General features: G+C 33.8%; 21 protein-coding genes and 1 pseudogene. 8 read left to right on the forward strand and 14 right to left on the reverse strand.

The genetic code is table 11. The annotated features are described in order from the left end of the window. Positions 1–537: 537 nt before the first annotated feature. The 8 genes from mutS to FHQ18_RS02695 form a co-directional block, all read right to left on the reverse strand. Complete coding sequence (gene mutS, locus FHQ18_RS02660; RefSeq protein ID WP_149265623.1) at positions 538–3,093, reverse strand: DNA mismatch repair protein MutS; 2,556 nt, start codon at positions 3,091–3,093, stop codon at positions 538–540. A gap of 180 nt (positions 3,094–3,273) precedes the next feature. Beyond that, positions 3,274–3,468 (reverse strand): hypothetical protein, encoded by a 195-nt coding sequence (locus FHQ18_RS02665; RefSeq protein ID WP_149265624.1) that lies wholly within the window; start codon positions 3,466–3,468, stop codon positions 3,274–3,276. Positions 3,469–3,497: 29 nt separating this feature from the next. After that, positions 3,498–4,541 carry a tetratricopeptide repeat protein gene (locus FHQ18_RS02670; RefSeq protein ID WP_149265625.1) on the reverse strand — a complete coding sequence of 348 codons (1,044 nt, stop codon included), beginning with the start codon at positions 4,539–4,541 and terminating at the stop codon, positions 3,498–3,500. 12 nt (positions 4,542–4,553) lie between these two features. Next, positions 4,554–4,856, reverse strand: coding sequence for a LapA family protein (locus tag FHQ18_RS02675; protein ID WP_149265626.1), 303 nt, complete (start codon positions 4,854–4,856; stop codon positions 4,554–4,556). Continuing rightward, positions 4,853–5,344: an HIT family protein gene (locus FHQ18_RS02680; RefSeq protein ID WP_149265627.1), complete on the reverse strand. Its 492-nt coding sequence runs from the start codon at positions 5,342–5,344 to the stop codon at positions 4,853–4,855. The genes FHQ18_RS02675 and FHQ18_RS02680 overlap by 4 nt, the downstream gene beginning before the upstream one ends. Continuing rightward, the gene (locus tag FHQ18_RS02685) at positions 5,337–6,086 is read right to left on the reverse strand and encodes an NAD-dependent protein deacylase (RefSeq protein ID WP_149265628.1); all 750 of its coding nucleotides are present in this window, start codon (positions 6,084–6,086) and stop codon (positions 5,337–5,339) included. The genes FHQ18_RS02680 and FHQ18_RS02685 overlap by 8 nt, the downstream gene beginning before the upstream one ends. A gap of 84 nt (positions 6,087–6,170) precedes the next feature. Continuing rightward, a complete protein-coding gene (locus FHQ18_RS02690) occupies positions 6,171–8,069 on the reverse strand; it encodes a transketolase (RefSeq protein ID WP_149265629.1) in 1,899 nt (632 codons plus the stop codon). A gap of 414 nt (positions 8,070–8,483) precedes the next feature. Next, on the reverse strand, positions 8,484–10,229 hold the full coding sequence (locus FHQ18_RS02695) for a YgiQ family radical SAM protein (protein ID WP_246798625.1): 1,746 nt from the start codon (positions 10,227–10,229) through the stop codon (positions 8,484–8,486). A gap of 86 nt (positions 10,230–10,315) precedes the next feature. Here FHQ18_RS02695 and pstS point away from each other — a divergent pair, with 86 nt between their 5' ends. The 4 genes from pstS to pstB all read left to right on the forward strand — a co-directional run bounded on the left by pstS (position 10,316) and on the right by pstB (position 14,184). Next, on the forward strand, positions 10,316–11,326 hold the full coding sequence (gene pstS / locus FHQ18_RS02700; protein ID WP_149265630.1) for a phosphate ABC transporter substrate-binding protein PstS: 1,011 nt from the start codon (positions 10,316–10,318) through the stop codon (positions 11,324–11,326). A 341-nt stretch (positions 11,327–11,667) separates the two neighbouring features. After that, positions 11,668–12,594 carry a phosphate ABC transporter permease subunit PstC gene (pstC, locus tag FHQ18_RS02705; RefSeq protein WP_149265631.1) on the forward strand — a complete coding sequence of 309 codons (927 nt, stop codon included), beginning with the start codon at positions 11,668–11,670 and terminating at the stop codon, positions 12,592–12,594. Further along, positions 12,584–13,429, forward strand: a complete 846-nt coding sequence (gene pstA / locus FHQ18_RS02710) for a phosphate ABC transporter permease PstA (protein ID WP_149265632.1) — start codon at positions 12,584–12,586, stop codon at positions 13,427–13,429. The genes pstC and pstA overlap by 11 nt, the downstream gene beginning before the upstream one ends. Continuing rightward, positions 13,426–14,184, forward strand: coding sequence for a phosphate ABC transporter ATP-binding protein PstB (pstB, locus tag FHQ18_RS02715; RefSeq protein ID WP_223144570.1), 759 nt, complete (start codon positions 13,426–13,428; stop codon positions 14,182–14,184). Before pstA ends, pstB begins: the two co-directional genes overlap by 4 nt. Before the next feature lie 662 nt (positions 14,185–14,846). Here pstB and FHQ18_RS02720 read toward each other — a convergent pair. From FHQ18_RS02720 to FHQ18_RS12700, 5 genes and pseudogenes are all read right to left on the reverse strand, one after another. Further along, positions 14,847–15,866, reverse strand: coding sequence for a sensor histidine kinase (locus FHQ18_RS02720; RefSeq protein WP_149265634.1), 1,020 nt, complete (start codon positions 15,864–15,866; stop codon positions 14,847–14,849). A gap of 4 nt (positions 15,867–15,870) precedes the next feature. Beyond that, positions 15,871–16,539, reverse strand: a complete 669-nt coding sequence (locus FHQ18_RS02725) for a winged helix-turn-helix domain-containing protein (RefSeq protein ID WP_149265635.1) — start codon at positions 16,537–16,539, stop codon at positions 15,871–15,873. After that, complete coding sequence (phoU, locus tag FHQ18_RS02730) at positions 16,539–17,207, reverse strand: phosphate signaling complex protein PhoU (RefSeq protein WP_149265636.1); 669 nt, start codon at positions 17,205–17,207, stop codon at positions 16,539–16,541. Before phoU ends, FHQ18_RS02725 begins: the two co-directional genes overlap by 1 nt. A 63-nt stretch (positions 17,208–17,270) precedes the next feature. Continuing rightward, the gene (locus FHQ18_RS02735) at positions 17,271–17,552 is read right to left on the reverse strand and encodes a hypothetical protein (protein WP_149265637.1); all 282 of its coding nucleotides are present in this window, start codon (positions 17,550–17,552) and stop codon (positions 17,271–17,273) included. Positions 17,553–17,762: 210 nt separating this feature from the next. After that, positions 17,763–18,415, reverse strand: a pseudogene (locus FHQ18_RS12700) (DUF2202 domain-containing protein). 171 nt (positions 18,416–18,586) lie between these two features. Here FHQ18_RS12700 and FHQ18_RS02745 point away from each other — a divergent pair. Continuing rightward, positions 18,587–19,579: an NAD(P)H-quinone oxidoreductase gene (locus FHQ18_RS02745; protein ID WP_149265638.1), complete on the forward strand. Its 993-nt coding sequence runs from the start codon at positions 18,587–18,589 to the stop codon at positions 19,577–19,579. Positions 19,580–19,609: 30 nt separating this feature from the next. Here the strand turns inward: FHQ18_RS02745 and FHQ18_RS02750 are convergent, their stop codons facing one another. Beyond that, positions 19,610–20,722: a pyridoxal phosphate-dependent aminotransferase gene (locus tag FHQ18_RS02750; RefSeq protein WP_149265639.1), complete on the reverse strand. Its 1,113-nt coding sequence runs from the start codon at positions 20,720–20,722 to the stop codon at positions 19,610–19,612. 576 nt (positions 20,723–21,298) lie between these two features. On the opposite strand from FHQ18_RS02750, the gene FHQ18_RS02755 reads away from it, so the two are divergent. From FHQ18_RS02755 to FHQ18_RS02765, 3 genes are read left to right on the forward strand one after another with little or no spacing between them, the layout of a single operon-like run. Next, positions 21,299–21,835: a flavodoxin family protein gene (locus tag FHQ18_RS02755; protein ID WP_149265640.1), complete on the forward strand. Its 537-nt coding sequence runs from the start codon at positions 21,299–21,301 to the stop codon at positions 21,833–21,835. Positions 21,836–21,842: 7 nt separating this feature from the next. Then, the gene (gene mtnA / locus FHQ18_RS02760; RefSeq protein WP_149265641.1) at positions 21,843–22,850 is read left to right on the forward strand and encodes an S-methyl-5-thioribose-1-phosphate isomerase; all 1,008 of its coding nucleotides are present in this window, start codon (positions 21,843–21,845) and stop codon (positions 22,848–22,850) included. After that, the gene (locus FHQ18_RS02765; protein WP_149265642.1) at positions 22,840–23,814 is read left to right on the forward strand and encodes a class II fructose-bisphosphate aldolase; all 975 of its coding nucleotides are present in this window, start codon (positions 22,840–22,842) and stop codon (positions 23,812–23,814) included. Before mtnA ends, FHQ18_RS02765 begins: the two co-directional genes overlap by 11 nt. The last annotated feature ends 7 nt before the right edge of the window (positions 23,815–23,821 follow it).

The raw sequence follows: 23,821 nt of genomic DNA on the forward strand, positions 1-23,821 counted from the left end.
AAAATGCTAACTCATATTACAGGCTCCATTTTGTTTTTGTAATGCATAATAGAAATAAAGAAGAACAAAATTATTAAAGAAATTTTAATTTGTATATTTTGTGAAAAAATGATTATTAACCAAAACAGGTTGTTTAACAATATCTTGAACGGTTGAAAATTTGATAGCTTCCATTTGAAGATAAATAATAGCAACAGAAAGGTGAAAAATGATAAAAGAATTATAGGGAACAGATTATCAAATAGGTAAAAGGAAAAATATAAGGAAAGAGTAAACAAAGGCAAAAATAGCAGTAAAAACAAAATGAAAAAGAATTTTCCTACCTTTTTAAAGAAGAGAGAAAAAGGGTTTATTTTAAAAGGGTAAGAAAAGATATACGCCTTTGCAAGTCCTATCAAAATTAGCATAGTGGCAAATAGTGAAAAATTTAGCTTTTTTTCAGAGAGCAAGACGAAAGGGACCCATATAGGAATGTAAGCAAACAGAAAATTTAGTGTAAAAAAAGGGTTTAATATGGCAAATTTCAAAATCGTTATGCTATGATTCATCGAGCATCTCTTTCAGCTTATTCAAAATATTTAATGCTTCAAGGGGTGTGATACTATTTATATCTATTTTTCTTAATTCTTCAATGACAGGACTCTCTTCAAAAATAAGTATCGGTTCTTTTATAATAATTTCTTCCCTTTTTGCAATTTTGGGTAATCCGTCTATGCTGAATTCATTTTTTTCAAGTTGTTTTAATATTTCATTGCTGCGATTTACCACTTCTTCCGGCAGTCCTGCAAGTTTGGCCACATGAATACCATAACTTCTATCTGCAGAGCCTGGAATTATTTTTCTTAAGAATATTATTTCATCTTTCCACTCTTTTACGTCAATTGTGTAGTTTTTTACACCATCGGTGGTGAGAGCAATATCGGTCAATTCGTGATAATGGGTGGCAAAAAGAGTTTTGGCTTTCAAATTTTTTGCGATGTATTCAGCCACTGCCCATGCTATGGAAAGTCCGTCAAAGGTAGATGTGCCTCGACCGATTTCATCAAGTATTATGAGCGAGTTTGAAGAGGCATTTCCCAATATATTTGCCGTTTCCACCATTTCCACCATAAATGTGGATTCCCCTTTGGCGAGATTGTCACTTGCGCCTATCCTTGTAAAGATTCTATCCACAAGTCCTATTTTTGCTTCTTTTGCCGGTATAAAACTCCCCATATGTGCCATAATGGTGATAAGAGCCGTCATACGTAGATACGTACTTTTACCTGCCATATTTGGACCTGTGATTATCAAAAGCCTATTTTTATCAGTATTTAGAAAGATATCGTTTGGAACAAAAGGCTCATCTGTTCTTTGCTCTATCACCGGATGACGACCTTCTATAATCTTTAATTCGTCCGTTTCATCAACAACCGGGCGCACATAATTGTATTTTACGGCTGAATGAGCAAGGGAAAGGAGCATGTCAAGGTTTGCAATTAAAGAAGCTTGATTTCTCAGTCTTGCCACATTTTGTTCTACTGTTTCTCTGATTTTTAAAAATTGTTCGTACTCCAGTTCATTTAATCTTGTGTCTGCTTCCATAATTTTTATTTCAAGCTCCTTTAATTCGTCGGTGATGAAACGCTCCGCATTTACAAGAGTCTGTTTTCTAATAAAATATGGAGGCACTTTTGAAAGGTGTGATTTGGAGACTTCTATGTAGTAGCCAAAAACCTTATTATATTTTACCTTAAGATTGGTTATACCTGTTTTTTCTCTTTCTTTTTGCTCAAGTTTTGCAAGTAAAATGGTGCTGTTCTCTTTGATTTCGCGAAATTCATCTATGAGGTTGTTAAATCCTTTTTTTATTAATCCACCGCTTGTAATGAGAAAGGGGGGATCATCCACAATACTTTTATCTATAAGATTGAAAATATCCTCCAGAGTATCAAATTGCTCGCCAAAATCTTTTAGAACAGGATGATTTGAAGAGAGCAAAGCCTCTTTTAAGGCGGGTAAAATTTCTATGGAATTTTTTATCCAGATGAGATCTCTAGCATTGGATCTTTTTGCCGTTAGTCTTGATGCAATGCGCTCAAGGTCATAAACTTTTGATAATAACTCCTGCAGTTTTGACTTTAATTCTTGGTTGAATATAAATGCTTCTATTATATCCTGTCGCCATCTAATCAGTTGAAGATTTTTTGAGGGGCGTAATATGGATAATTTCAGTAAACGTTCCCCCATGGCTGTTTTGCAGAAGTTTAACAGCTCAAAAAGGGTATTTTTTACAGAGCCATCTCTTTGATTTTTTACAAGCTCAAGTGTATTTACTGCTACAGAATCAAGATAAAGTTCATCTTCTACTGTGAGTAAAACAGGTGGTTTTATGGTTACATCAAGAAGAAGTTCATCAAAATATTTGATCGCAAAATAGATGGGTATAGCAAATTTTATGTTATCTAATCCGAGGGATGTTAAACTTCCTACTTTGAAGTGATCGCATAAGGTAGATTCAACTGTTTTTTCAAATACAGAATAGTTGACTTTTTGCGAGTTAATTTTTGAATTATTTAAAAGTTCGTTGCCTATAATCTCTTTTGGAGACCACTTTTCTATAAGATTTTCCAGGTTATTACCGAAAGTTATAAACAGATCACCGGTAGATGTATCTACAAGGGCAACATAGTAGTTATCTTTATCCTTATAAAAGGATAAAAGAAAATTGTAGTCGGCACTTTTTATTGATTCTTCTTCTATGACAGTGGCAGGGGTTACTACTCTGATGACACCTCGTTTTACAATCCCTTTTGCTGTTGCGGGATCTTCAAGCTGCTCACAAATGGCTACCTTTTTCCCTGCACTAATCAGTTTGTCGAGATAACTTTGATATGAGTGATATGGGATACCGCACATGGGAATGGGATTTTCATCATTTTTGTTTCTGGATGTGAGGGCAATTCCAAGGATTTTTGATGCCTCTATGGCATCATCCTCAAACATTTCATAAAAGTCCCCCATCCTGAAAAACAGTATGCAATCTGGATACTGTTCCTTTATCTCGTAGTATTGTTTCATCATTGGGGTAAGTTTTACGTTTTTTTTACTCATTGTTGTTGCTATTTGTACACTCCTTTCTTTGTAAGATGGTTTAAATTAACTGGCTTTTTATGAAAAATTCCTTTCTAAACAATAAGTTGGGGGTTACACCCTTGATCTCCACAAAGCATATTCAATATTTGACCTTAACAATTTTTAAGTTAAAAAATTAAACTAAATATTTTTATTCATTTATAATTCAACAGTATATATTGTCAAATTAAAATCTGGTGGTGTTACTCCATTTTTTGATTTCAAAGCTTGTAACAACTTGTTGATTAATATAAAATATATATTTTCTAATAAAAGAAAATGTCTAAACACCTTTAACAATGCTTTTTGCAAAAAATGGGGTGACACCAGAAAATCTGACAACTTTGAAATCATTTAAATAATTAGCGCTTTTTAAGTACTAATTATTTAAAGTATAATGTTTGGATTGAATTACATCTAGGACATATATCATAATATTCATTGAAAGGTTCGTTGCATTTATTGCAAATGTAAAGATATTCTTCAAACAGATTTGTTAAAACTTCATCATCTTTTAGTAGAATATACTGTTTAGCCACAATGACTTTCTTTTTTTCTTTCAAAAAATCTTTTAAAATGGAAATGGCTTTTTGAGTATCCCCTGTTTTACTAAAATATTCGGATAAGAATATATAGTAAATAGGGTTTTCATTTTTAGTCGAAACTTTACCAATACATTTCTTTACAAATTCCTCAAGTTTTTCTTTGTCAAAATAGATATTTGAAACAAGGTTGATGTCCTCTTTTTTGAGGAAAATATCATTATCGATAATCCAACTCAGTTGGTTAAACAGAAGTTTATCATTCTTAATTTCTTTGTAAATCTTAAGAAGTTCGTAATTTGCAAGTCTAAAATTTGAAAAGTAGTTTACGGATTTTTTCAGTTGTTTGATTTTCCCTTTAGGATCAGAGATTTTCTCTGCAATTTTAAAATAGCAATAAGCAATTTCTCTACTCACATTCTTCTTGGAAAGTTTTGCATATTTCAAATAAAATTTTATGGCATTTTCATATTCCCCTTTTTCGAAAAGAAGGGTAGCCATCAATTTATATAAAACTGGAGATTTGTCGATTTTTAAAAGTGTATTTAGATAATAAATGGCTTTTTCAAATTGTCCTGAAAGTTTATAATCCAAGACCAGTTCGTGCAAAATTTGTTTTTTTAAATCTTCTTTTAAATCTTTTTCACCCACAGCACTTTCGTGGATATGAATAGCTTTTAAATACTCCCCTTTGTTTCTAAAAAGGGTTCCTAAAGCAACATACATTTCCACCATATGGGTGTTGTTTTTGACAACCTCTTTTAGCTCATCTAAGGCTTTGTCATACTCTTGATTGATCAGGTATCCAAAGCCTTTTAAGAAAGATTTTTTGCTTTTATCATCCACTTTATTCCTCAAACTTTTTAAAAAATTTTTTAAAATCATTATTTAAAGAAGTTACTCCTCTTCTTTTTTGCTTAAAGGCAGGTTTTTTAATCTAACAATCTCTTTTTCCAATTCTTTGTTCACTTTTTTTAAAGAGTTAATCTCTTTTTTCAATTTTAGCTTTTCAGTAAATGCTATAAAAGCCGAAATGACTACGCCAAGAATAAAAGCGGCAAGTACTACGAAGAAAAATGGTAATTGAATGGGAGGTTTGTTAAAAAAATACTTTATATCCACTGATTGCATATTGAAAGCAGCAAAGAGAGCAATTAATGCAATAATAACAGTTTTTATAATCGTGCTAAGTGTTTTCATATATCCTCCAAATGTATTTCTTTATAAATTTTATCATATGTATCAAGGATGTGCTCGGAAATAACCTTGGTACCTGCCAATGTGGGCATAAAGTTGGTATCACCTACCCATCTTGGAACAATGTGAAAATGTACATGAGCTTCAATACCGGCTCCTGCAGCTCTACCAATATTAAATCCTGTATTAAAACCGTCCGGACGCATACATTTTTTTATGGCTTTTATACTTTTTTGAACCAAATGCATCATATCAAGAAGCTCATTATCATCTAGATCCTCAATGTTGCCAGTATGTTTGTAAGGAGCTACCATAAGGTGTCCATTGTTGTATGGAAACAGATTCATCATAACAAATGCATGTTTACCACGATATAAAATAAGATTATCTCTATCATTATTTTCCTTTGGTTTTGTGCAAAATATGCATCCTTCATCTTTGTGTGCACCTGATATATATTTCATTCTCCAGGGCGCCCAAAGTTTATCCATCCATCACCTCTTCCAGTTCTTTTACAATTTTACTTAATGTATCATTAATCACAATATCTGCAAGAGAATCGTAAGGTGTTGGAGTTTTATTAAGAATTACAACAGTTGCACCGGCTTCTTTGGCATAACCAGGTAAGAGGGCTGCAGGCATTACCACAAGAGAAGAGCCCATTACTATGAAAAGATCACAGTTTTTTGAATAAGTTATGGATTCTTCTAGTATATCTGCTGGTAATGATTCGCCGAAAAACACCACGTTAGGTTTGATAATGCCGCCACATTGTGGACATTTTGGTGCTGCCTTTAATTTTTTAGCAATTTCAAACATTCTTCTTGTGGAAAACTGTACATTACAACTTAAACATATCGATTTTGTCAAATCACCGTGAAGTTGAAGGACATTTTTAGAGCCTGCCTTTTGATGTAGTCCATCGATATTCTGAGTAATTACTGCCTTGACTTTTCCTTTTTTTTCTAGGTTTGCTATAAAATAATGGGCATCATTAGGGTTTGCTTTAAATATTATATCGAAGGTTTCCAGAGCAAAATCGTAAAATTTATCAGGATTGCGTTTAAATCCATCAATGGTAATAAAATCTAGATCAGAATATTTATTCCATAGACCTGTTTTAGGCGATCTAAAATCAGGAATACCACTCTCTGTACTGATTCCAGCACCGGTAAAAACAACTATATTTTTTGAATTTTTTATTTTTTCGGCGAGTTTATTTATTTCGTTCATTTTTGAAATATATCAAATCATTTGATTTTTATCAACTTTAAGATTGAATTAATGAAGAAAAAGGGGGAAGAGCCCCCTTTTTTCTTAAAGATAAGATTTAATATCAGCAGCAATAGCTTTTGGTGATAAACCTATTAGACTGAATATATTGTCGGGTTTGCCAGAGTAGGAGTAATTTTTTATACCAAATTTTACGAGCTTTATCCCTAATCCATTTGTAGCAATGAAATCAGCAATAATGGCACCAAGCCCACTGTTTACATTATGATCTTCATATGTAAACCATATTTTTGAATCTTTGAATTTTAGCAAGGTGTCTTTGTCAAGATGAAATGGACAGGATACATTAAGAAGAGCAAGATTTAGTCCTTCATTTTTCAAAATTTCCACAACTTCTAAACCTCTCTGAAGCATGGAGCCATAGCTGAGAAGAGGGATTTCACCATCTCTGATTATATCTATTTTACCGTACTCAAAAACGTAATCTTCTCCAAAAAAGGGCTTTCCATTTTCATCAGGTATGACAGCTGTTTTTGATCTACCCATAGAAATGAGAAAGTTTCCATATTTGCTTGCAGCGTATCTTACTGCCCTATCTGTTTGATTTGGATCTGCTGGAACTATTACTTTGAAACCATATAAATTTCTCATTACTCCGATATAGTCGATACATTGGTGAGTTTTACCATCTTCACCAACATCTATTCCTACGTGAGTTGTTACAACTTTTAAGTTGGTATCATTTATATCGTTCAATCTTTGTTGATTATATGTTTCGTCAATTCCAAATACACCAAAATCGGCGAAAAAGGATACTATACCGTTGACACTAGCAGCACCTGCACAGGTGGCTGTGTGATGCTCCTGAATTCCAGATTCATAGAAATACTCTTTAAAGTCGGCAGCTACTTTGTCTGTTTTTACTGAGCCAGCAAGGTCACAGTCAAACACTAAAATAGGATTTGAATCACTTTTTAAACTGTTTAATTGCACAAGGTCGGTGATGGCAGCACCAAAGGCACTTCTGTTATCAGTTTTTACTTTTACTCCGTATGTTTTAGGAATACCTGTATCTATATTTATTTCATATCTGAAGATTTCATGTTTTGTTTCATCAAAGGAAAAATTTGCACGCATTTTTTTATATTTTTCTAGGTCATTTTCAATGCCAAGTTCTTTTAAAGCTTCATCTAGTTGTTCTTCTGATAAAGCTTTTCCATGGTAAACCTCTTTATTTTCCATGAAAGAAACGCCTTTACCCATAATGGTATGTGCTAAAATGAGTACTGGTCTTTCAATCTTGTTTGCTTCAATTATTGCCCTGGAAATTTCCTCGAAATTGTGTCCATCAATTTCTAATACAGCCCAACCATCGGCAATGTATTCATCCTTAATATTTTGAGGCATTACATCAGCAATATTTCCACTTATTTGGAGCCTATTATAATCCACAAAAGCAATCAGGTTGTTAAGCCTATACTTAATTGCAAATCTTCTTGCCTCCGAAATTTGTCCTTTTTGCTGTTCTCCATCCCCCATAAAGCAGTAAACATTGTAGCTTTTACTGAAATATTTTGCTGCAAGAGCCATTCCGCAGGCTGCAGATAAACCCTGACCTAAATTACCTGTTGTCCATTCAACTCCTGGCACCATCCTTTCAATGTGTCCTTCAAAGATGCTACCAGCAAGTCTGAAATAAGCTATTGCTTCATCGATATCAAAAAAACCATTTCTGCCAAGGACAGAATAAACTCCAGGCGAGGTGTGGCCATGAGAAACTATTATTCTATCCCTGTCAAGTGACTTATAATTATCAGGAGATATATTGGCCATTTTATATACTGTAAGATACATATCTATGGATGACAGAGAACCACCTGGATGACCACTGCCTGCAAGGGTGGTCATTTTAAGAATATCACCTCTGCAAAGAATTGATAATTTTTCAAGTTCTTTTAGTTCGTTGATACTTAATTTCTCCATATTTCACCCCAATTTAAAGTTAGCTGATGTATTAACAAAGTAACCCCCTATTGTCAACAAGGATTGTAGGGATGGAAGTTCAAGGTTCAACGTTCAAGGTTAAGGCTTAGGTTAATAATAAAGAGGTAAGGCTCACCCTATTGATTACGTGTCACGCCTACACCTACACTTACACGCTTTCCCCATCACGTTTCACGTTTTACGATTACCGATTCAAGATTTAAGAAAATGTTAGAACGTGCGAACGTGTAAACGTGAAAACTTTGAACTTTCCCTACTTCCCTATCTCCCTATTTTCTCTTTTACATCTTCAACCCATACTACCCATATAACCCATACTACTCTTACTACCCTTTATTTACATTGGGGCGATGCCAGTTTAAAACGACCATTGAAATATATTTTATGGGAAGGTTAACGTTGGTTGCTTTTTTGCTTATTCATTAGGAGATAGTTTTTTTGTTGTGCTTTCTTTTTTAGATTCTTTTCTACATAGATTTTTTTCCCTGTGAATGGGTCTTTTTCAGTATAATACATGACAGATGACCATGTGAGAGGTAAAGGGGTAAAGATTTGAATCTGCTCTGGGATTGTTCTTATTGTGGATAAAAGTTTATTTTTAAGTTTCTTTGTATTTGCAAAAGAGCATCCAGGATGAGCCACAATGATGTAGTATGTCAGAAATTGTTTTTTACCAAGCTCTCTGTTTTTAGCGTAAAATTTTTTTACAAATTCTCCAAGGATTTTGTTTGAAGGTTTACCCATAAGAGCTAAGACATCATTTTCAAGATGTTCTGGAGCAATTTTTAGCTGTCCGGAGATATGATATCTGATTAGCTCTTCGAGATATTTGTCACCGAAAAGTTTATCCTTTAAAATTAGATCATACCTAAGTCCTGATTGAATAAAAACCCTTTTTACCCCATCAATTTCTCTTACTTTTCGCATGAGGGTGATTAGTTTTTCGTGTGATATGGTCATTTTGTCGCAAACATCTGGAAATATGCATCTTTTATGTTTGCATTTTCCAAATTTTTGTTTCTTATCACATTCGTATCCATACATATTTGCAGTGGGGCCACCAAGATCATTTATAATCCCTTTGAAATAAGGTGTTTTTTTCAAACGCTCCACTTCTTTTATGATGGATGGTATGCTACGACTTACCACGCGAGTGCCCTGATGAACGGCAATTGCACAAAAGTTGCACTCACCAAAACAACCTCTATTTATGGTGATAGAATTTTTAATAGTATGAATAGCTTTTACTTCACCTTGTTTTTTTAGATAAGGGTGAACATCATATTCAAAATCAAGCTCATAATAAGAATCAAGTTCCTTTTCATTGGGTAGCCATTGTGGTGGATTGTGAATTAAAAGTCTGCTGTCATATTGCTGGATTAAACCATTTGCATTGACAGGATCCTGATTCTCATAAAATATTTTCATCATCTCAATAAAGTGGTTTTTATTAGTGGTTACTTGTTCAAAGGAAGGTAATTTTGTAAAGTCATGGATAGTTTCTTTAGATATGTAACAGATTCCTCTTACATCTTTATAATCATCGTTTTTAGCAAATCGTTTTGCAAGCTCTAATATGGTCTTTTCTCCCATTCCGTATACTAGGATATCTGCCTTAGAATCAAAAAGTATGGAGCGTCTGATACTATCATCCCAGTAATCGTAGTGAGCTATTCTTCTTAGACTTGCTTCAATACCACCTATGACGATGGGCTTTTTTGTTTTATCATACTGTTTAATAAGGTTTACATATCTAATGGTGGCTCTGTCAGGCCTTCTATTGTTTTTACCGCCAGGTGTGAAGTCATCCGACTTTCTTCTTTTTTTCAGAGGAGTGTAGTTTGCCACCATTGAATCAATACTTCCAGCAGTAACTCCCCAGAAAAGCCTTGGTGTACCAAGCCTTAAGATATCATGAGATGATTTTAAATCTGGTTGGGAGATAATTCCCACTTTGAATCCATTTTTAACAAGCAACTTTCCCAAGAGTGCCACACCAATATAAGGTGAATCAATATATGCATCACCTGTGACAAATATGATATCAAGATTTTTCCAGCCAAGCTTTTTCAGCTCTTCTTTTGTAATAGGTAAAAACATGGATGCTAAGATAATAAAACTGATGAAAAAATAAATCATATTTTACAAAATTTTTACAAAAAGTTGCAATTTTTCTAACAAAGATTGTTTAATTAACGCTCAGGGAAAAAATTAGGGGGTAAATTATGTTTAAGAAGCTATTTTTGAGTGTCTTGAGCTTTATGTTCATGGTATCTTTTGCTGTGGCAGGTGGAAAAACAATTAATGGTGCAGGAGCCACATTTCCATATCCCGTGTATAGTGCTTGGGCTTACATGTACTACAAAACAACGGGTATCAAGCTAAACTATCAATCCATAGGCTCAGGTGGTGGAGTAAGACAAATAAAAAACAGGACAGTAGATTTTGGTGCTAGTGATGCTCCTTTGACTCCAGAAAAATTAGAAGAGTATAAGCTATATCAATTTCCAGCAATTATTGGTGGAGTTGTGCTTATTGTAAATATAAAGGGGGTAAAATCTGGACAGTTGAAAATTTCAAGGGAAGTTCTTGCTGATATTTTTCTTGGAAAAATAAAAAAGTGGAATGCTCCTGAAATTCAGAAACTAAACCCTGGATTAAAATTACCGGATGCTGGTATAACAGTGATTCATAGGTCAGATGGTTCAGGTACTACTGCAATTTTTACAAAATTTCTTTCCACTGTTTCAAAAGAGTGGCAAGAGAAAGTGGGGGATGGTAAATCGGTAAACTGGCCTGTTGGTATTGGTGGTAAAGGGAATGAAGGTGTGGCAAACTATGTGAAAAGAGTTAGAAATTCTATAGGATATGTTGAGTTTGCCTACGCAAAAAATAATAAATTAACTTACGTTTTATTGGAAAACAGAGAAGGTAATTTTGTAATACCATCTTTTGAATCTTTCAAAGCGGCGGCAGCTTTTGCGAACTGGGATAAAGACAAAGGTTTTTATTTATGGCTTGTGGATGCCCCTGGCAAAGAATCTTGGCCAATAGCCGGTGCATCTTTCATTCTTCTTGCAAAAGAAAAAACAGAGTCAAATAAAAAAGTTGTGCAGTTTTACGATTGGACATTTAAAAAAGGTGACGAAGTGGCAAAAAGACTCATATATGTACCTTTGCCTGAAAACTTAAAAAGTAGTATAAGAGCATACTGGAAAGAGATAGGGATTTATTAAATAACGTAGAAAAAGCTCTTTCCATAAAAGAGGGGGTTATCCCCTCCTACCCTTAACCTCCGACAAATTTAGCTTATGCTTATCATGCAAATAATAATCTTAAATAATGTAAAGTCTATCTAGCGATTTAATACCATATAGATATAAGCAGATGTTTTTTTCGGAAGTTTTGCTTGTGAAACTTTCGAATACATATTTGAGTGTTACATTATAATCAGTTTGCCACAATTTTTAAAGAATATATAGATAAGAGTTTTTTACAAAAATTTTACAAAAATTTCAAATTTTCTTCAAATTAATTCCATACTGTTCTGCTGCAATTTCAATAGATGAAGGTTTGTATGGAGAACAGTAAAAAAGCTTTTGATAATTTATTTAAATTTATAACGTTTGCGGGTACTATCACACTGTTTTTAACTGTTCTTGGAATATTTATTTCTCTTGTGGTGGAATCAAAACAGGCGATTGGAAGTTTTGGAATTATAAAGTTTCTCACAACTACTACCTGGGATCCTGTGAAAGAGATTTTTGGTTCAGCTACAATGCTTTCAGGAACTGTAATTATCACATTGATTGCTCTTTTGATGGCAGTTCCTGTGGCAATTGGTATCGCTATTTTTCTGGTAGAGCTTTGTCCTGATTTTTTAAAAGGTGCTTTTGGTACTACCATTGAAATGCTTGCTTCAATACCAAGTATTATTTATGGGATGTGGGGGTTATTCACAGTTGCCCCAATTATGGGAAACTATATTGAACCTTTTTTACAAAGATTTTTTGCCCCTATTCCTTTTTTCAGCATTTTGTTTCGAGGTACCCCTCTTGGGATTGATATTCTTACCGCAAGTTTGGTGTTGAGTATTATGCTTATCCCTTTTATTGCAAGTATTACAAGGGATACTCTGAATTTGACGCCAGTAGTATTGAAAGAGTCAGCTTACGGAATGGGAGCTACAAAATGGGAAGTGATAAAGGATATTATGTTACCCCATGCGAAATATGGTATTTATGGCAGCATAGTTATTGCGATGGGGAGAGCGCTTGGGGAGACGATGGCTGTGGCCTTTGTCCTTGGAAACAATCATAAAATACCGTCATCTCTTCTGGATGCTGCAGCTACCATTACAGTGACCCTTGCCAATGAATTTACAGAAGCTGATTCAGATCTCTATTTATCATCTTTATTTTATCTCGCTTTAATTCTTTTTGTGTTAAGTTTTTTCATCCTTGCTATTGCAAAGTATATACTGAGGAGAGGTAGTGCAAAATAACATAAAAAGAAGAAAAATAAAAAACTTTGTTGCCCTTTCTATTGCTTTTTTGAGTGCTTTGCTAGGATTGTTTTGGTTAGTTTTTATCCTTTTTGATCTTTTAAGAGAAGGAATTCAATATATTAGACCTGAACTTTTTTTAGAAGATCCGGCACCTCCTGGTCTTGAAGGTGGTGGCTTGAGAAATGCTTTTGTGGGACAGATTTTAATTGTCATTGTGGCGGTTGTGGTAGGTGTTCCTCTTGGGATTCTTGGTGGGACATATCTTGCAGAGTATGGTAGGAATAAGAGAATTGCTCATTTTATCAGTACTCTTGCTGATATAATGATTAGTATCCCAGCCATTGTGGTGGGGACATTTGTTTATGCAGTTATGGTTCGTCCTCTTGGGCATTTCAACGGATGGGCAGGTGGTGTATCTCTTGCCATAATAATGCTTCCAATTGTGGTGAGAACCACAGAAGATATGCTAAAGTTAATTCCTGATGAGTTGAGGGAAGCTGCCTTTGCCCTTGGAGCACCTTATTACAAGGTGATAATGCAGGTGGTTTACAGGGGTGCAGCAACAGGTATTTTAACAGGTGTTCTTCTTGCCATAGCAAGGGTGGCAGGTGAAGCAGCGCCATTACTTTTTACATCATTCAACAATTCCTTTTTTACAACAAACCTAAATGAACCTATGCCATCTCTTACTGTAACTATATTTCAGTATGCCATGGGTCCATATGAAGATTGGCACAAAATTGCCTGGGCAGCATCTTTTGTCATCACATTTGCAATTCTAGTTGTAACTATTCTTGGAAGATTACTAATAAAATGGAGATACAGAAAATGAGTGAGACAATTATTAGTGTAAGAAACCTAAATTTTTATTACGGAAATGTTCACATTTTAAAAAATATCAATATGGAGATCAAAAAGAATAAAGTTACTGCTTTGATCGGGCCATCTGGTTGTGGTAAGACTACTTATCTTAGGTGTTTTAACAGAATGCATGATCTATACAGTGCAAACAGGTATGAAGGGGAAATACTTTTTGGTGGGAGAAACATCCTTTCAAAGGAAATTGATACAATAGAGCTACGCAGCAAAATTGGAATGGTTTTTCAAAAGCCTACACCTTTTCCCATGTCCATATTTGATAATGTAGCCTATGGTTTAAAATTGAAAGGGATTAAAAATAAAAATGAGTTGCAAGACAGGGTGGAAAAGGCTTTAAAAGATGCAGCTCTATGGGATGAGGTGAAGGATAGATTAAACAGCACTGCAAGCGGTATGTCTGGTGGACAACAGCAAAGACTTTGTATTGCAAGAGCACTGGCGGTGGAGCCTGAAGTGCTTTTATTTGATGAGCCAACAAGTGCGCTTGACCCCATTGCCACATCTAGGATTGAGGAGCTTGTTCATTCATTGAAGGAGATGGTTACCATAATGATTGTTACTCACAACATGCAGCAAGCTGCGAGGGTGTCTGACTACACAGCTTTTATGTATATGGGTGAACTAATTGAGTATGATGAAACATCAGTGATTTTTACCAACCCGAGAGAGAAAATGACAGAGGATTATATAACTGGAAGGTTTGGATAATATTTTCATTAAAAGATTCTGTTGGTTGTTTGTTCTCATGTTATTAACATAATTTTTCTTTGTTGGTAATGTTTCAAATTCTTCATTTTGAAGTAAGGGTGTTGTACGGTTATATCTTTACAAGATGTAATTTGTTGATAATTTTGGGATACACAGCTATCGCTCAGAATGACTAAAACCTGTAACGCGTGAAGCATGAAACATAAAGCGTAAAATGAAAATCTCGCATTACGCGTTACGATTTACGGCATTTGAGGGCGTTAGCCTAAAGAATCTCTTACGTATCAATTAATGGAGTGTTTTAAATTCCTCTCTACTATGCAATACTCTCATTGAGATTGGTTAAAATTTTTTTATTTCCATTGGATTTAAACCTAAAGAGTAAAATGGGATTAATGTTTGCAGTGAAGATGATTGTTTCTTATATGCCCAAAACACTGAGAATCTTTAAGAGGATGTTGCACAATAACAAAAGACTAATCTTGTAACTTTTTAGTAAATAAGAGATTGCTTCGTCGCTGCCGCTCCTCGCAATGACAGAACAGCCGAATCCTCACCAGCGAGCGTAAGCGAAGCAATCTTTTTGTTATAAATATGTTACAGATTAAATTGAAATTTTGCAGCTTTTCAATTTTTATATTATGCAACATCCTCTTTAAAAATTAATTTTTAGCTTTTTTCTCAATCAGCTTTATTTCAAATGTGTTTCCGTGGTATTGGTTTGTTGTTAATGTTATAGAACCGCCATAAAGGGTGGTGATATGCTTTACTATGGACAATCCAAGCCCTGTGCCGGTTATTTGTTTATTTCTTGATTTAGAACGAGTATAAAATCTTTCAAAAATACGTTCCCTTTCTTCTTCAGGAATTATAGGTCCTTCATCTTCGACTTTTATAATTATTTGTTTTTTAGCTTTTGAAATTGAAACGTAAATATTATTTCCATCAGAATATTTGAGTGCATTATCAATAAGATTGGTAAGTATACTGATTAAATGTTCCTCTTTAATAAATACGGATTTTTTTGAGAAATTTAAAATCAATTTTTTATTAGAATTTTCAAAAATGGTTTTTAAATTTTCTTCTATTTTTTGCAAAGATACTGCTTCTTCTACTTGAAAGTTTGGTTCAAGGTTTTCAAGAGAGTGTAATGAAATAATATCTTTGATTAAAGCATCGAAACGTTTTGTGGATTCATAAATCATTTCCAGAAATTTTTTTCTTTTATCCTCGGGAATATTTTCATTAATTAGCAAAGTTTCAGCATATCCCATAATTAACGACAGCGGAGTTTTTAATTCGTGAGCAATATTACCCACGAGTTCGGTTTTAAAAGTTTTGTACTGTATGTGAGGGGTTACATCTTTAATGAAGATAAATAAAAAATCTTTTATCAATTTTTTAGTTATCTTTACATATCTATTTTTAAACTTTTTTGTTTCACCATTGCAATCGTTGTGAATTATATAATCAAAAAGATTTATTGAATCTAAGTCTTTTAAAAGTATAAAGAGATTATTATCTGAAAGTGGAGAATTAAAAAAAGTCTTAGAATAAGGATTTGAATAGATTATATTCTGATTATTATCTAAAATTAGAATGGCATCATCTATTTCATCAAAGATACTATGCAAAAATTGTTTGTTGATAATAAATCTTTTTAATGACTTTTTGACAGGCATGAATTTACTCTGCTTTATAGCCTATTTTGGGAACAGTTTTTATTAGCGAACTTTTTTCACCCAACTTCTTTCTTAAAGATGAAATATGTGCATCAACCGTTCTTGTGTATACGTCAGAGTCATATCCCCAAATATTGCTAAGTAGCTGGTTTCTAGTATAAACTCTTCCTGGATGTTTTAAAAGTAATTTTAACAGTTCAAACTCTTTATGAGTTAGTATGAGTTCTTTTCCTTCCAGAAAGGTTTTGTGATTTTCTTCATCCAAAACTATTCCTTTATATTCAACTGTCCTGCTATATTTTCCTTGTTTTGCATTAATCTGTTGCTTTATCTTCGTAATTAATACTCTTATACTAAAGGGTTTTGTTAAATAATCTTTGGCTCCAAGCTCCAGATGTTTGACAATCATATCTTCTTCATCTCTAGCTGAGATAATAATTATTGGGATTGATGCTGTTTTTGGAGTAGATTTAAGAATATTTAAGAGCTGTGTACCTTTTAACCCTGGTAGCATTATATCAAGTAGAATTAAATCGGGTTCTATCTCTTCTAAAAACATGAGAGCCTCATTTGCATCTGAGGCTTCTACTGTTTTAAAACCTTCCGATTGTAAATTGAAAGCTATTAATTCTCTTAAAGAGTTTTCGTCCTCTACAATTAAGATAGTAGCCATTATTTACCAAGTTCTTCAATTCTTGTGTGTCTGATTACTTTTCCTGTTGCCATAAAGTATACAACTTCAGCAAGGTTTGTGGCATGATCGGCAATCCTTTCAATACTTCTGGTAACAAACATCAGGGAGATAGCACCTTTGGTTTTTCTTATATCTTCAACAATATATGTCAATAATTCCCTTAATATTTGGGTGTGTAAATTATCAATATAATCATCCCTTTTGATAACTGATAAAGCCTTCTTTGTATCAATTTCAAAATACGCATTTATTGCTTCTTTGATCATTATACCTGCAGATTCTGCCATTTTTGGTAAATCAAGGTAAGGTTTTATAGGTGGTATTTCATTAATTTTTATTATTTCTTTTGCGATATCTACACAATGATCTCCAATTCTTTCTAGGTCAACTATTAATCTGGAAGCAGTAACTATATACCTTAAATCTATTGCTTTTGGATCATAAAGTGCTAAGACTTTCAAACATAATTCATCAAGTTCTACATCAAGTTTATCCACTTCGTTATCCGTTTCTATAACCTGTTTTGCAAGATCAGAATTTCTTTCAACCAACGCAGTGATATCATTATTCAACATCTCTATCACTATTTGAGACATGCGTGCTATTCCGGTTTTTAAGGTTATTAATTCTTGTTCTAAAGCTTTCATAATAATTTTAAATAATTTTAAAATGTTAAGACGATTTTAAAAAAATGTAAAAAAAATGTAAAATTAAAATTCTTCTTTATAACACTCCTCAAGTTTCATTTTTAATAATACAAACTCAGATTGAGTTATTTTACCATCGCTTTTCAGTTTTTTTTCAAGTTTATTGATTTCATCTAGTAAATCCATTTTAAAAGAGTTTTCACAAACTTCTTTATCTTTCAAAATAGCTTTTTCTTCAGCCTGCCCTATAGATAAATTTGCGCAAAGTATTGTATAAAGGGAAAGAATACCTAAAAGGACAAAAGCTTGAATTATAAACTTTGATTTTGGCGAGCTTTTTTCCATTTTGCACCTCCTTTAGATATATTTTAGTGAAAATTATTTTAAATTCAACAAATATAAATGCCTATAAAAGATTCTTTGAATTTTAGGTATTTTATATAAATCATTTCGCATAAAATTAAGATGAAAACATAATATTAAAAATGTTTCTTGAAGAAGGAAACCATTGACAAAGTAAGCTCGTCAATGGTTACTTAGAGGTAAGAGTATTTTTTACCACCTTTTCATTGGAGTGGGCATTGATACAATTTCGTTGAAAGCATTTTCTGAAATGTATTGAGGTTTATAATCACCGCCATACATTTTAAGCATTCTGTAAAAACTTCTTAAATGGTTGTAAGAACCGCGTCTAATGTTTGTATAAACGAACTTTATATCCTGATTATCAGCATTTTTAAGGGCTTTATCCAAACTAGATCTTCTATGGTACATCCGACAATAAGGGCTTCTATGACTGATTTTTTCCCCTTATTTACAAGTTTTTCATAAAGCTTCTGTAATTCAGGATTGTTAAATTTACCAGGTGGATTAATTGTGGAATTTGGCAAATTATATTTTTCTACAAGAGATTTAACAAGGTTCATATGTTTTTGCTCACTTTTTGCAATGTTACCGAAAACAGGTAGCTTCCATGCTTCATAAAGCTTTTGATAGACGTCTCTTGCGAGTTTCTCCTCTTCAACCATATGTAGAATCGTATTTTTTTCAACATTGCTTAATGGCTCTGCAGGCAAAGATTTTACATAAATGATACCTTGGGAACTATTCATAAAATTTCTACTCATCCATTTTCCCCGTTGTTTGGCCATTGCCATTCCAACTAGTAATGTCACTATCACTACAACACCTATTATTATTTTTTTCATTTTTACCTCCTACGAGTTATATATTAAATATAATTCATCGATTAATAATGTGTACAACTAATGTTGAAATTACTTCAGAAATATTTTTTACGAAGGAAGTAAGAAGTTTGAATTTGATTTCTATTGAAAAAGTATTAAAATATATTTGCGAAAAAAATGAGGAGGATGTCTATGAAGGCAGTTATCTGTGATGGTTTTGGTGGGGTTGATGTTTTAAAAGTTGTGGATGTGGATATTCCAAAGCCAAAAGAAAATCAGGTTTTGATTAAAGTTGCAGCCACATCGATAAACAGACCTGATCTTGTTCAAAGGGAAGGAAAATACCCTCCCCCTCCAGGAGAGTCTGAAATACTGGGACTTGAGGTTGCCGGTGTCATTGAGGAATTGGGTAGTAATGTAAAAGGTTGGAAAAAAGGGGACAGAGTTGTTGCTCTTGTGGGCGGTGGTGGTTATGCTGAATATGCGGTTGCCTATGCAGATCATTTAATTCCTATTCCTGATTCAATGACATATGAAGAAGCTGCTTGTATATGTGAATCTTATATTACTGCATTTTTGAATGTCTTTCTTTTAGGTGAGTTGAAGGATGGTAATTATGCCATTTTTCATGGTGGTGGTGGCGGAGTAAATACTGCTGCTATTCAGATTACAAAAGCTCTTACTCCAAATGTTAAAATCATTGTAACTGTGGCACCTGAAAAGATGGAAAAGGTGAAAGAGCTTGGTGTCGATTTACTGATAAATTACAAAGAAAATCCTGATTTTTCTCCAATTGTAAGAGAGTACACAAATAAAAGAGGTGTGGATGTTATTCTTGACCATATTGGTGCAGCCTATCTTGAGCCTAATATAAAATCGTTGGCTTATGCCGGAAGGCTTGTAATTATTGGAGTTACAAGTGGAATTAAAGCTGAAATAAATCTCGGATTGGTTATGGTAAAAAGGCACAAGATAATCGGCTCTGTTTTGCGTTCAAGACCTGTGGAAGAGAAATCTGAAATTATCAAAGCCTTTCGTGAAAGAGTTATGCCAAAATTTGCTGATAGAACAATCGTTCCAATTATTTATAAAGTATTTTCTTTAGATGATGTTAGAGAAGCTCATCAAACCATGGAAGATGACAAGCACTTTGGCAAAATCGTTCTTAAGATTGCAGATTTATAAAGAAGCAATGAAGGGGGATTTCCCCCTTTATTATTTTAATAAGTATTCTTTTAATCGTTCTATACCGATTTTCATATGGTTTATTTCTCTTGTAAAGGCAAAGCGGATATAATGATTTGTCTTATTTTTTCCAAAGTCTATTCCCGGTGTTATTGCCACTCTTGTATCCTTTAAAATCTTTTGACAGAGACTAAAAGAATCATCAGAATATCTGGATGAATTTACCCAGATATAAAAACCACCTTGGGGAACGGTTTTTATATCAAAAATCTCTTTAAGCTCATTGTATAGGAAATCTCTTCTTTTTTCATAAACTGTTTTTACATAATTCAGATATTCGTAATCAAAAGCAGCAATTCCTGCGTACTGGCTGATTGTGGGTGCAGAGATAAACATATTTTGTTGGAGTATCTCCCCTCTTCTTACCAAATGTTTTGGCAGTATAATCCATCCTGCTCTGATTCCCGGCATACAAAAATATTTTGAAAAGCCATTTATCACAATTGCATTGTCAGAAAATTGCAAAGCTGAATATTCTTGGAAATTTTCATAAACAAGCCCGTGATAGATTTCGTCTGAAATAAGATAAATACCGTTTTTCTCACAGTAAGCTATTAAATCTTTTAAATTTTCTTTATCATAAATTGTGCCTGTGGGATTTGCTGGGGATGAAATTAATAAACCTTTTATTTTTTTACCCTTTAACATATCAGGCACAATTTGATAATTGGTTGATTCATCAACAGGGATACTCAAATGATCTATTTTGAAGATTTTTGCTATGTTTTTATAACATGGATATGTGGGGTCACTAAAAGCAAGTACTTCTTTTTTTTCAATAAGTAGGTTAAAGGCTAAATTAAAAGCACCGGATGTTCCTACTGTAACTATGATTCTATCAGGATCAACTTTCACGTTATACTTTTTTTTGTAAAATTCGGCTATTTTTTCTCTAAGAGGTAGTATCCCCTTTGATTCTGTGTATCCAAATGATTCGGCTACTTTTTCTTTTATAGTTTCAATTACTTTGGGTGACGGTTTTAAGTCAGGCTCTCCAACTTCAAAATGTATGGCATCATCAAACTTTCTTGATTCTCTTATTATATCCATCACAATAAAAGGATCGATGTCAAAGTTGCTCATTGATTTACTCCTTTTGTTTTTGCAATTATATTGTATATCTTTTTGTCTGTAAAGGAGCTTTTATTTGGAGTTACCTCAATAAAGGCTGTGAATGTAGTGAAGGTTGTAAGAGTTGAAGTAAAAAGAGAAATAGGGAGATAGGGAAATAGAAGAATTAAAATTCGATTTTCGATTTATGCCAAAATCTAGAGCTTGCATTTTACATTTTTTCTACTTCCCCTATCTTTCTAATTTACTACTTCCCTACTTTCCTTAACTTGTGTGAAGCCAGTATCTAAAACTGGAGTCACCCCATTTTTACTAAGACTGTTTTGAATTATGCTTATATGTCAATAAGTTATGTGGAATTGTTTATGGGAAAACATTTTGCTCATTCTCGCCAAACGTCCAGTTTGGCTCCGAGGTAAGTTCCTCTAAAACCGCCATCCATGGCGGTTTTATGGGAACTTAAACCCGCAAACTGTTTTCCCATAAACCTATAAAACAACCTTTTGCAAAAAATGGGGTGATGCAAGGTATCTAAAACTGTTGAAAAAAATATTCTGAAAATGTATTATCCTTGTGCGGGGGTGTGAAATGAATGTTTTTATTGTAAATGGAAGTCCGAGAAAAGAAGGAAATTCTGCTTTTATCGCAAAAGCACTTTTGGAAAAATATCCTGATGCGACCCTTTTGAATCTTAATGAGATGAATTATAAAGGGTGTCAGTCCTGTTATACCTGTAGAAAAGAGAATACTTTTTGTGTGGTTAATGATGATTTAAAGAATGTTTTCGAATCATTAGCAGAAGCCGATTTAATCATACTTATTTCACCAAATTATTACGGTTTTGTTACCGGGCAAATGAAGCTTTTTCTTGACAGATGGTATTGCCTCAAAGATGCAAACAGAATGAGTAAAATGAAAAAAGGTGCAAAGCTCTTTTTTGTGGTTACGCAGGGTGCTCAAAACAGAGACTATGCGTCAAATACGACAAGTTGGGCTAAAAAGGTTTTTGAAAGTTTTAATCTGAAATTTTATTCTTATATTGTCCCTGGATGTAAGAGTGATTCTTTAGATATGGTAAAGATGAAAATAGATGATTTGAAAATGCATCTTAATATGTTTGTTTAGGTGGGATATGCTTGAGCCAATTATTTGGGAAAAAGACAATTTAAAGCTTTTGGATCAAAGGGTTTTACCCCATAAAAAAGAATATATGGTATGCAAGACAGTTAATGATGTGGCCTTTGCCATAAAAGAGATGGTGGTTAGAGGTGCACCTGCCATAGGAGTGTCAGCTGCCTTTGGAGTGGTTCTTGGTCTAAAAGAAGGAAAATCTATCAATGAAATATATGAGCTGTTAAAGAATACTCGTCCAACCGCTGTCAATCTGATTTGGGCTCTTGATAAGATGAAAGGTGCATATGAGTATTGTGATGGTGATATAAATTATATTGAAAAAGTGGCCATAAAGCTTTTCGAAAGAGACATAGAATATAATAGAATGATTGGTAAGAACGGTGTAACTGTTTTGAATGATGGAGATAATATTCTCACGCACTGTAATGCCGGAGCTCTCGCTACTGCGGGATATGGAACAGCTCTTGGTGTTTTTAAAGCTGCGAAGGAAGCAGGTTTAAATATTCATGTGTATGTAGATGAAACAAGACCGTATTTACAGGGGGCAAGATTGACAGCTTTTGAATTGATGGAGGAAGATATCCCCTGTACTTTAATTTGCGATAATATGCCTGGATTTTTAATGAGTCAAAAAAAGATAGACAAAATTATTGTGGGAGCTGATAGAATTGCAAAAAATGGAGATACGGCAAATAAAATAGGGACTTATCAACTTGCCGTTCTTGCCTATTATCATGATATCCCATTTTATATAGCTGCTCCACTTTCCACCTTTGATTTTACCATAGAAGATGGAAGTCAGATAAAAATTGAAATGAGAAATGGGGATGAAATCAGAAAAATCAAAGATATTTTTATCTCACCAAAAAATGTTCCTGTTTATAATCCGGCCTTTGATGTTACACCAAGCCATTTGATAACTGGGTATATAACCGAATTTGGCGTTTTCAGTAGTGTAAATGAACTGCTTAACAAAATAAATGAAGGAGGCGAAAATGGGAATTAGTTACAAAGAGCTCGGCCTTGTGAACACAAGAGAAATGTTTAAAAAAGCAATGGAGGGGAAATACGCAATTCCGGCTTACAACTTCAATAATCTTGAGCAACTACAGGCCATAATTCAGGCATGTGTTGAGACAAAATCTCCTGTGATACTGCAAGTATCAAAAGGTGCAAGACAATATGCCAATGCTACCATGTTAAGATATATGGCTATGGGTGCTGTGGAATATGCTAAGGAGCTTGGCTACGAGATACCTATAGCATTACATCTTGATCATGGAGATACTTTCGAGCTTTGTAAAGCTTGTGTGGATAATGGTTTTTCCTCTGTTATGATTGATGGATCTCATCTACCTTTTGAGGAAAATATTGAGCTTACCAGAAAAGTTGTAGAGTATGCACATCAATTTGATGTGACCGTTGAAGGGGAGCTTGGTGTTCTTGCAGGTATTGAGGAGGATGTGCAGGCTGAAAAATCTCATTATACAAATCCTGATGAAGTGGAAGAGTTTGTTGAAAGGACAGGCGTGGATTCACTTGCTATTTCCATTGGAACTTCTCATGGTGCATATAAATTCAAAGTAAAACCTGGTGAGCCAATTCCGCCTCTTAGATTTGATATTCTTGAAGAAATTGAAAAAAGATTACCAGGATTTCCTATAGTGTTACATGGTGCATCATCCGTAATTCCTGAATATGTTGAATTGATAAACAAATATGGCGGTAATTTGGAAGGAGCTGTTGGTATCCCTGAAGATCAATTAAGAAAAGCGGCAACAAGTGCTGTGTGCAAGATAAACATCGATAGCGATGGCAGACTTGCCTTCACTGCTAAAGTCAGGGAATTTTTATGGAATAACCCTAAAGAATTTGATCCAAGAAAATATTTGAAACCTGCCAGAGAAGAGCTTGTAAAGATGTATAAGCATAAAAATATAAATGTTTTAGGAAGTGCCAATAAAGCTTAATATAAAT

It is taken from the genome of Deferribacter autotrophicus, assembly GCF_008362905.1.
GTDB lineage: Bacteria > Chrysiogenota > Deferribacteres > Deferribacterales > Deferribacteraceae > Deferribacter > Deferribacter autotrophicus.

Bases quoted from the DNA above. Each gene is read 5' to 3' on its own strand.
- mutS (WP_149265623.1), bottom strand. From the start codon at position 3,093: ATGAGTAAAAAAAACGTAAAACTTACCCCAATGATGAAACAATACTAC.
- FHQ18_RS02665 (WP_149265624.1), bottom strand. From the start codon at position 3,468: ATGATTTCAAAGTTGTCAGATTTTCTGGTGTCACCCCATTTTTTGCAA.
- FHQ18_RS02670 (WP_149265625.1), bottom strand. From the start codon at position 4,541: ATGATTTTAAAAAATTTTTTAAAAAGTTTGAGGAATAAAGTGGATGAT.
- FHQ18_RS02675 (WP_149265626.1), bottom strand. From the start codon at position 4,856: ATGAAAACACTTAGCACGATTATAAAAACTGTTATTATTGCATTAATT.
- FHQ18_RS02680 (WP_149265627.1), bottom strand. From the start codon at position 5,344: ATGGATAAACTTTGGGCGCCCTGGAGAATGAAATATATATCAGGTGCA.
- FHQ18_RS02685 (WP_149265628.1), bottom strand. From the start codon at position 6,086: ATGAACGAAATAAATAAACTCGCCGAAAAAATAAAAAATTCAAAAAAT.
- FHQ18_RS02690 (WP_149265629.1), bottom strand. From the start codon at position 8,069: ATGGAGAAATTAAGTATCAACGAACTAAAAGAACTTGAAAAATTATCA.
- FHQ18_RS02695 (WP_246798625.1), bottom strand. From the start codon at position 10,229: ATGATTTATTTTTTCATCAGTTTTATTATCTTAGCATCCATGTTTTTA.
- pstS (WP_149265630.1), top strand. From the start codon at position 10,316: ATGTTTAAGAAGCTATTTTTGAGTGTCTTGAGCTTTATGTTCATGGTA.
- pstC (WP_149265631.1), top strand. From the start codon at position 11,668: ATGGAGAACAGTAAAAAAGCTTTTGATAATTTATTTAAATTTATAACG.
- pstB (WP_223144570.1), top strand. From the start codon at position 13,426: ATGAGTGAGACAATTATTAGTGTAAGAAACCTAAATTTTTATTACGGA.
- FHQ18_RS02720 (WP_149265634.1), bottom strand. From the start codon at position 15,866: ATGCCTGTCAAAAAGTCATTAAAAAGATTTATTATCAACAAACAATTT.
- FHQ18_RS02725 (WP_149265635.1), bottom strand. From the start codon at position 16,539: ATGGCTACTATCTTAATTGTAGAGGACGAAAACTCTTTAAGAGAATTA.
- phoU (WP_149265636.1), bottom strand. From the start codon at position 17,207: ATGAAAGCTTTAGAACAAGAATTAATAACCTTAAAAACCGGAATAGCA.
- FHQ18_RS02735 (WP_149265637.1), bottom strand. From the start codon at position 17,552: ATGGAAAAAAGCTCGCCAAAATCAAAGTTTATAATTCAAGCTTTTGTC.
- FHQ18_RS02745 (WP_149265638.1), top strand. From the start codon at position 18,587: ATGAAGGCAGTTATCTGTGATGGTTTTGGTGGGGTTGATGTTTTAAAA.
- FHQ18_RS02750 (WP_149265639.1), bottom strand. From the start codon at position 20,722: ATGAGCAACTTTGACATCGATCCTTTTATTGTGATGGATATAATAAGA.
- FHQ18_RS02755 (WP_149265640.1), top strand. From the start codon at position 21,299: ATGAATGTTTTTATTGTAAATGGAAGTCCGAGAAAAGAAGGAAATTCT.
- mtnA (WP_149265641.1), top strand. From the start codon at position 21,843: ATGCTTGAGCCAATTATTTGGGAAAAAGACAATTTAAAGCTTTTGGAT.
- FHQ18_RS02765 (WP_149265642.1), top strand. From the start codon at position 22,840: ATGGGAATTAGTTACAAAGAGCTCGGCCTTGTGAACACAAGAGAAATG.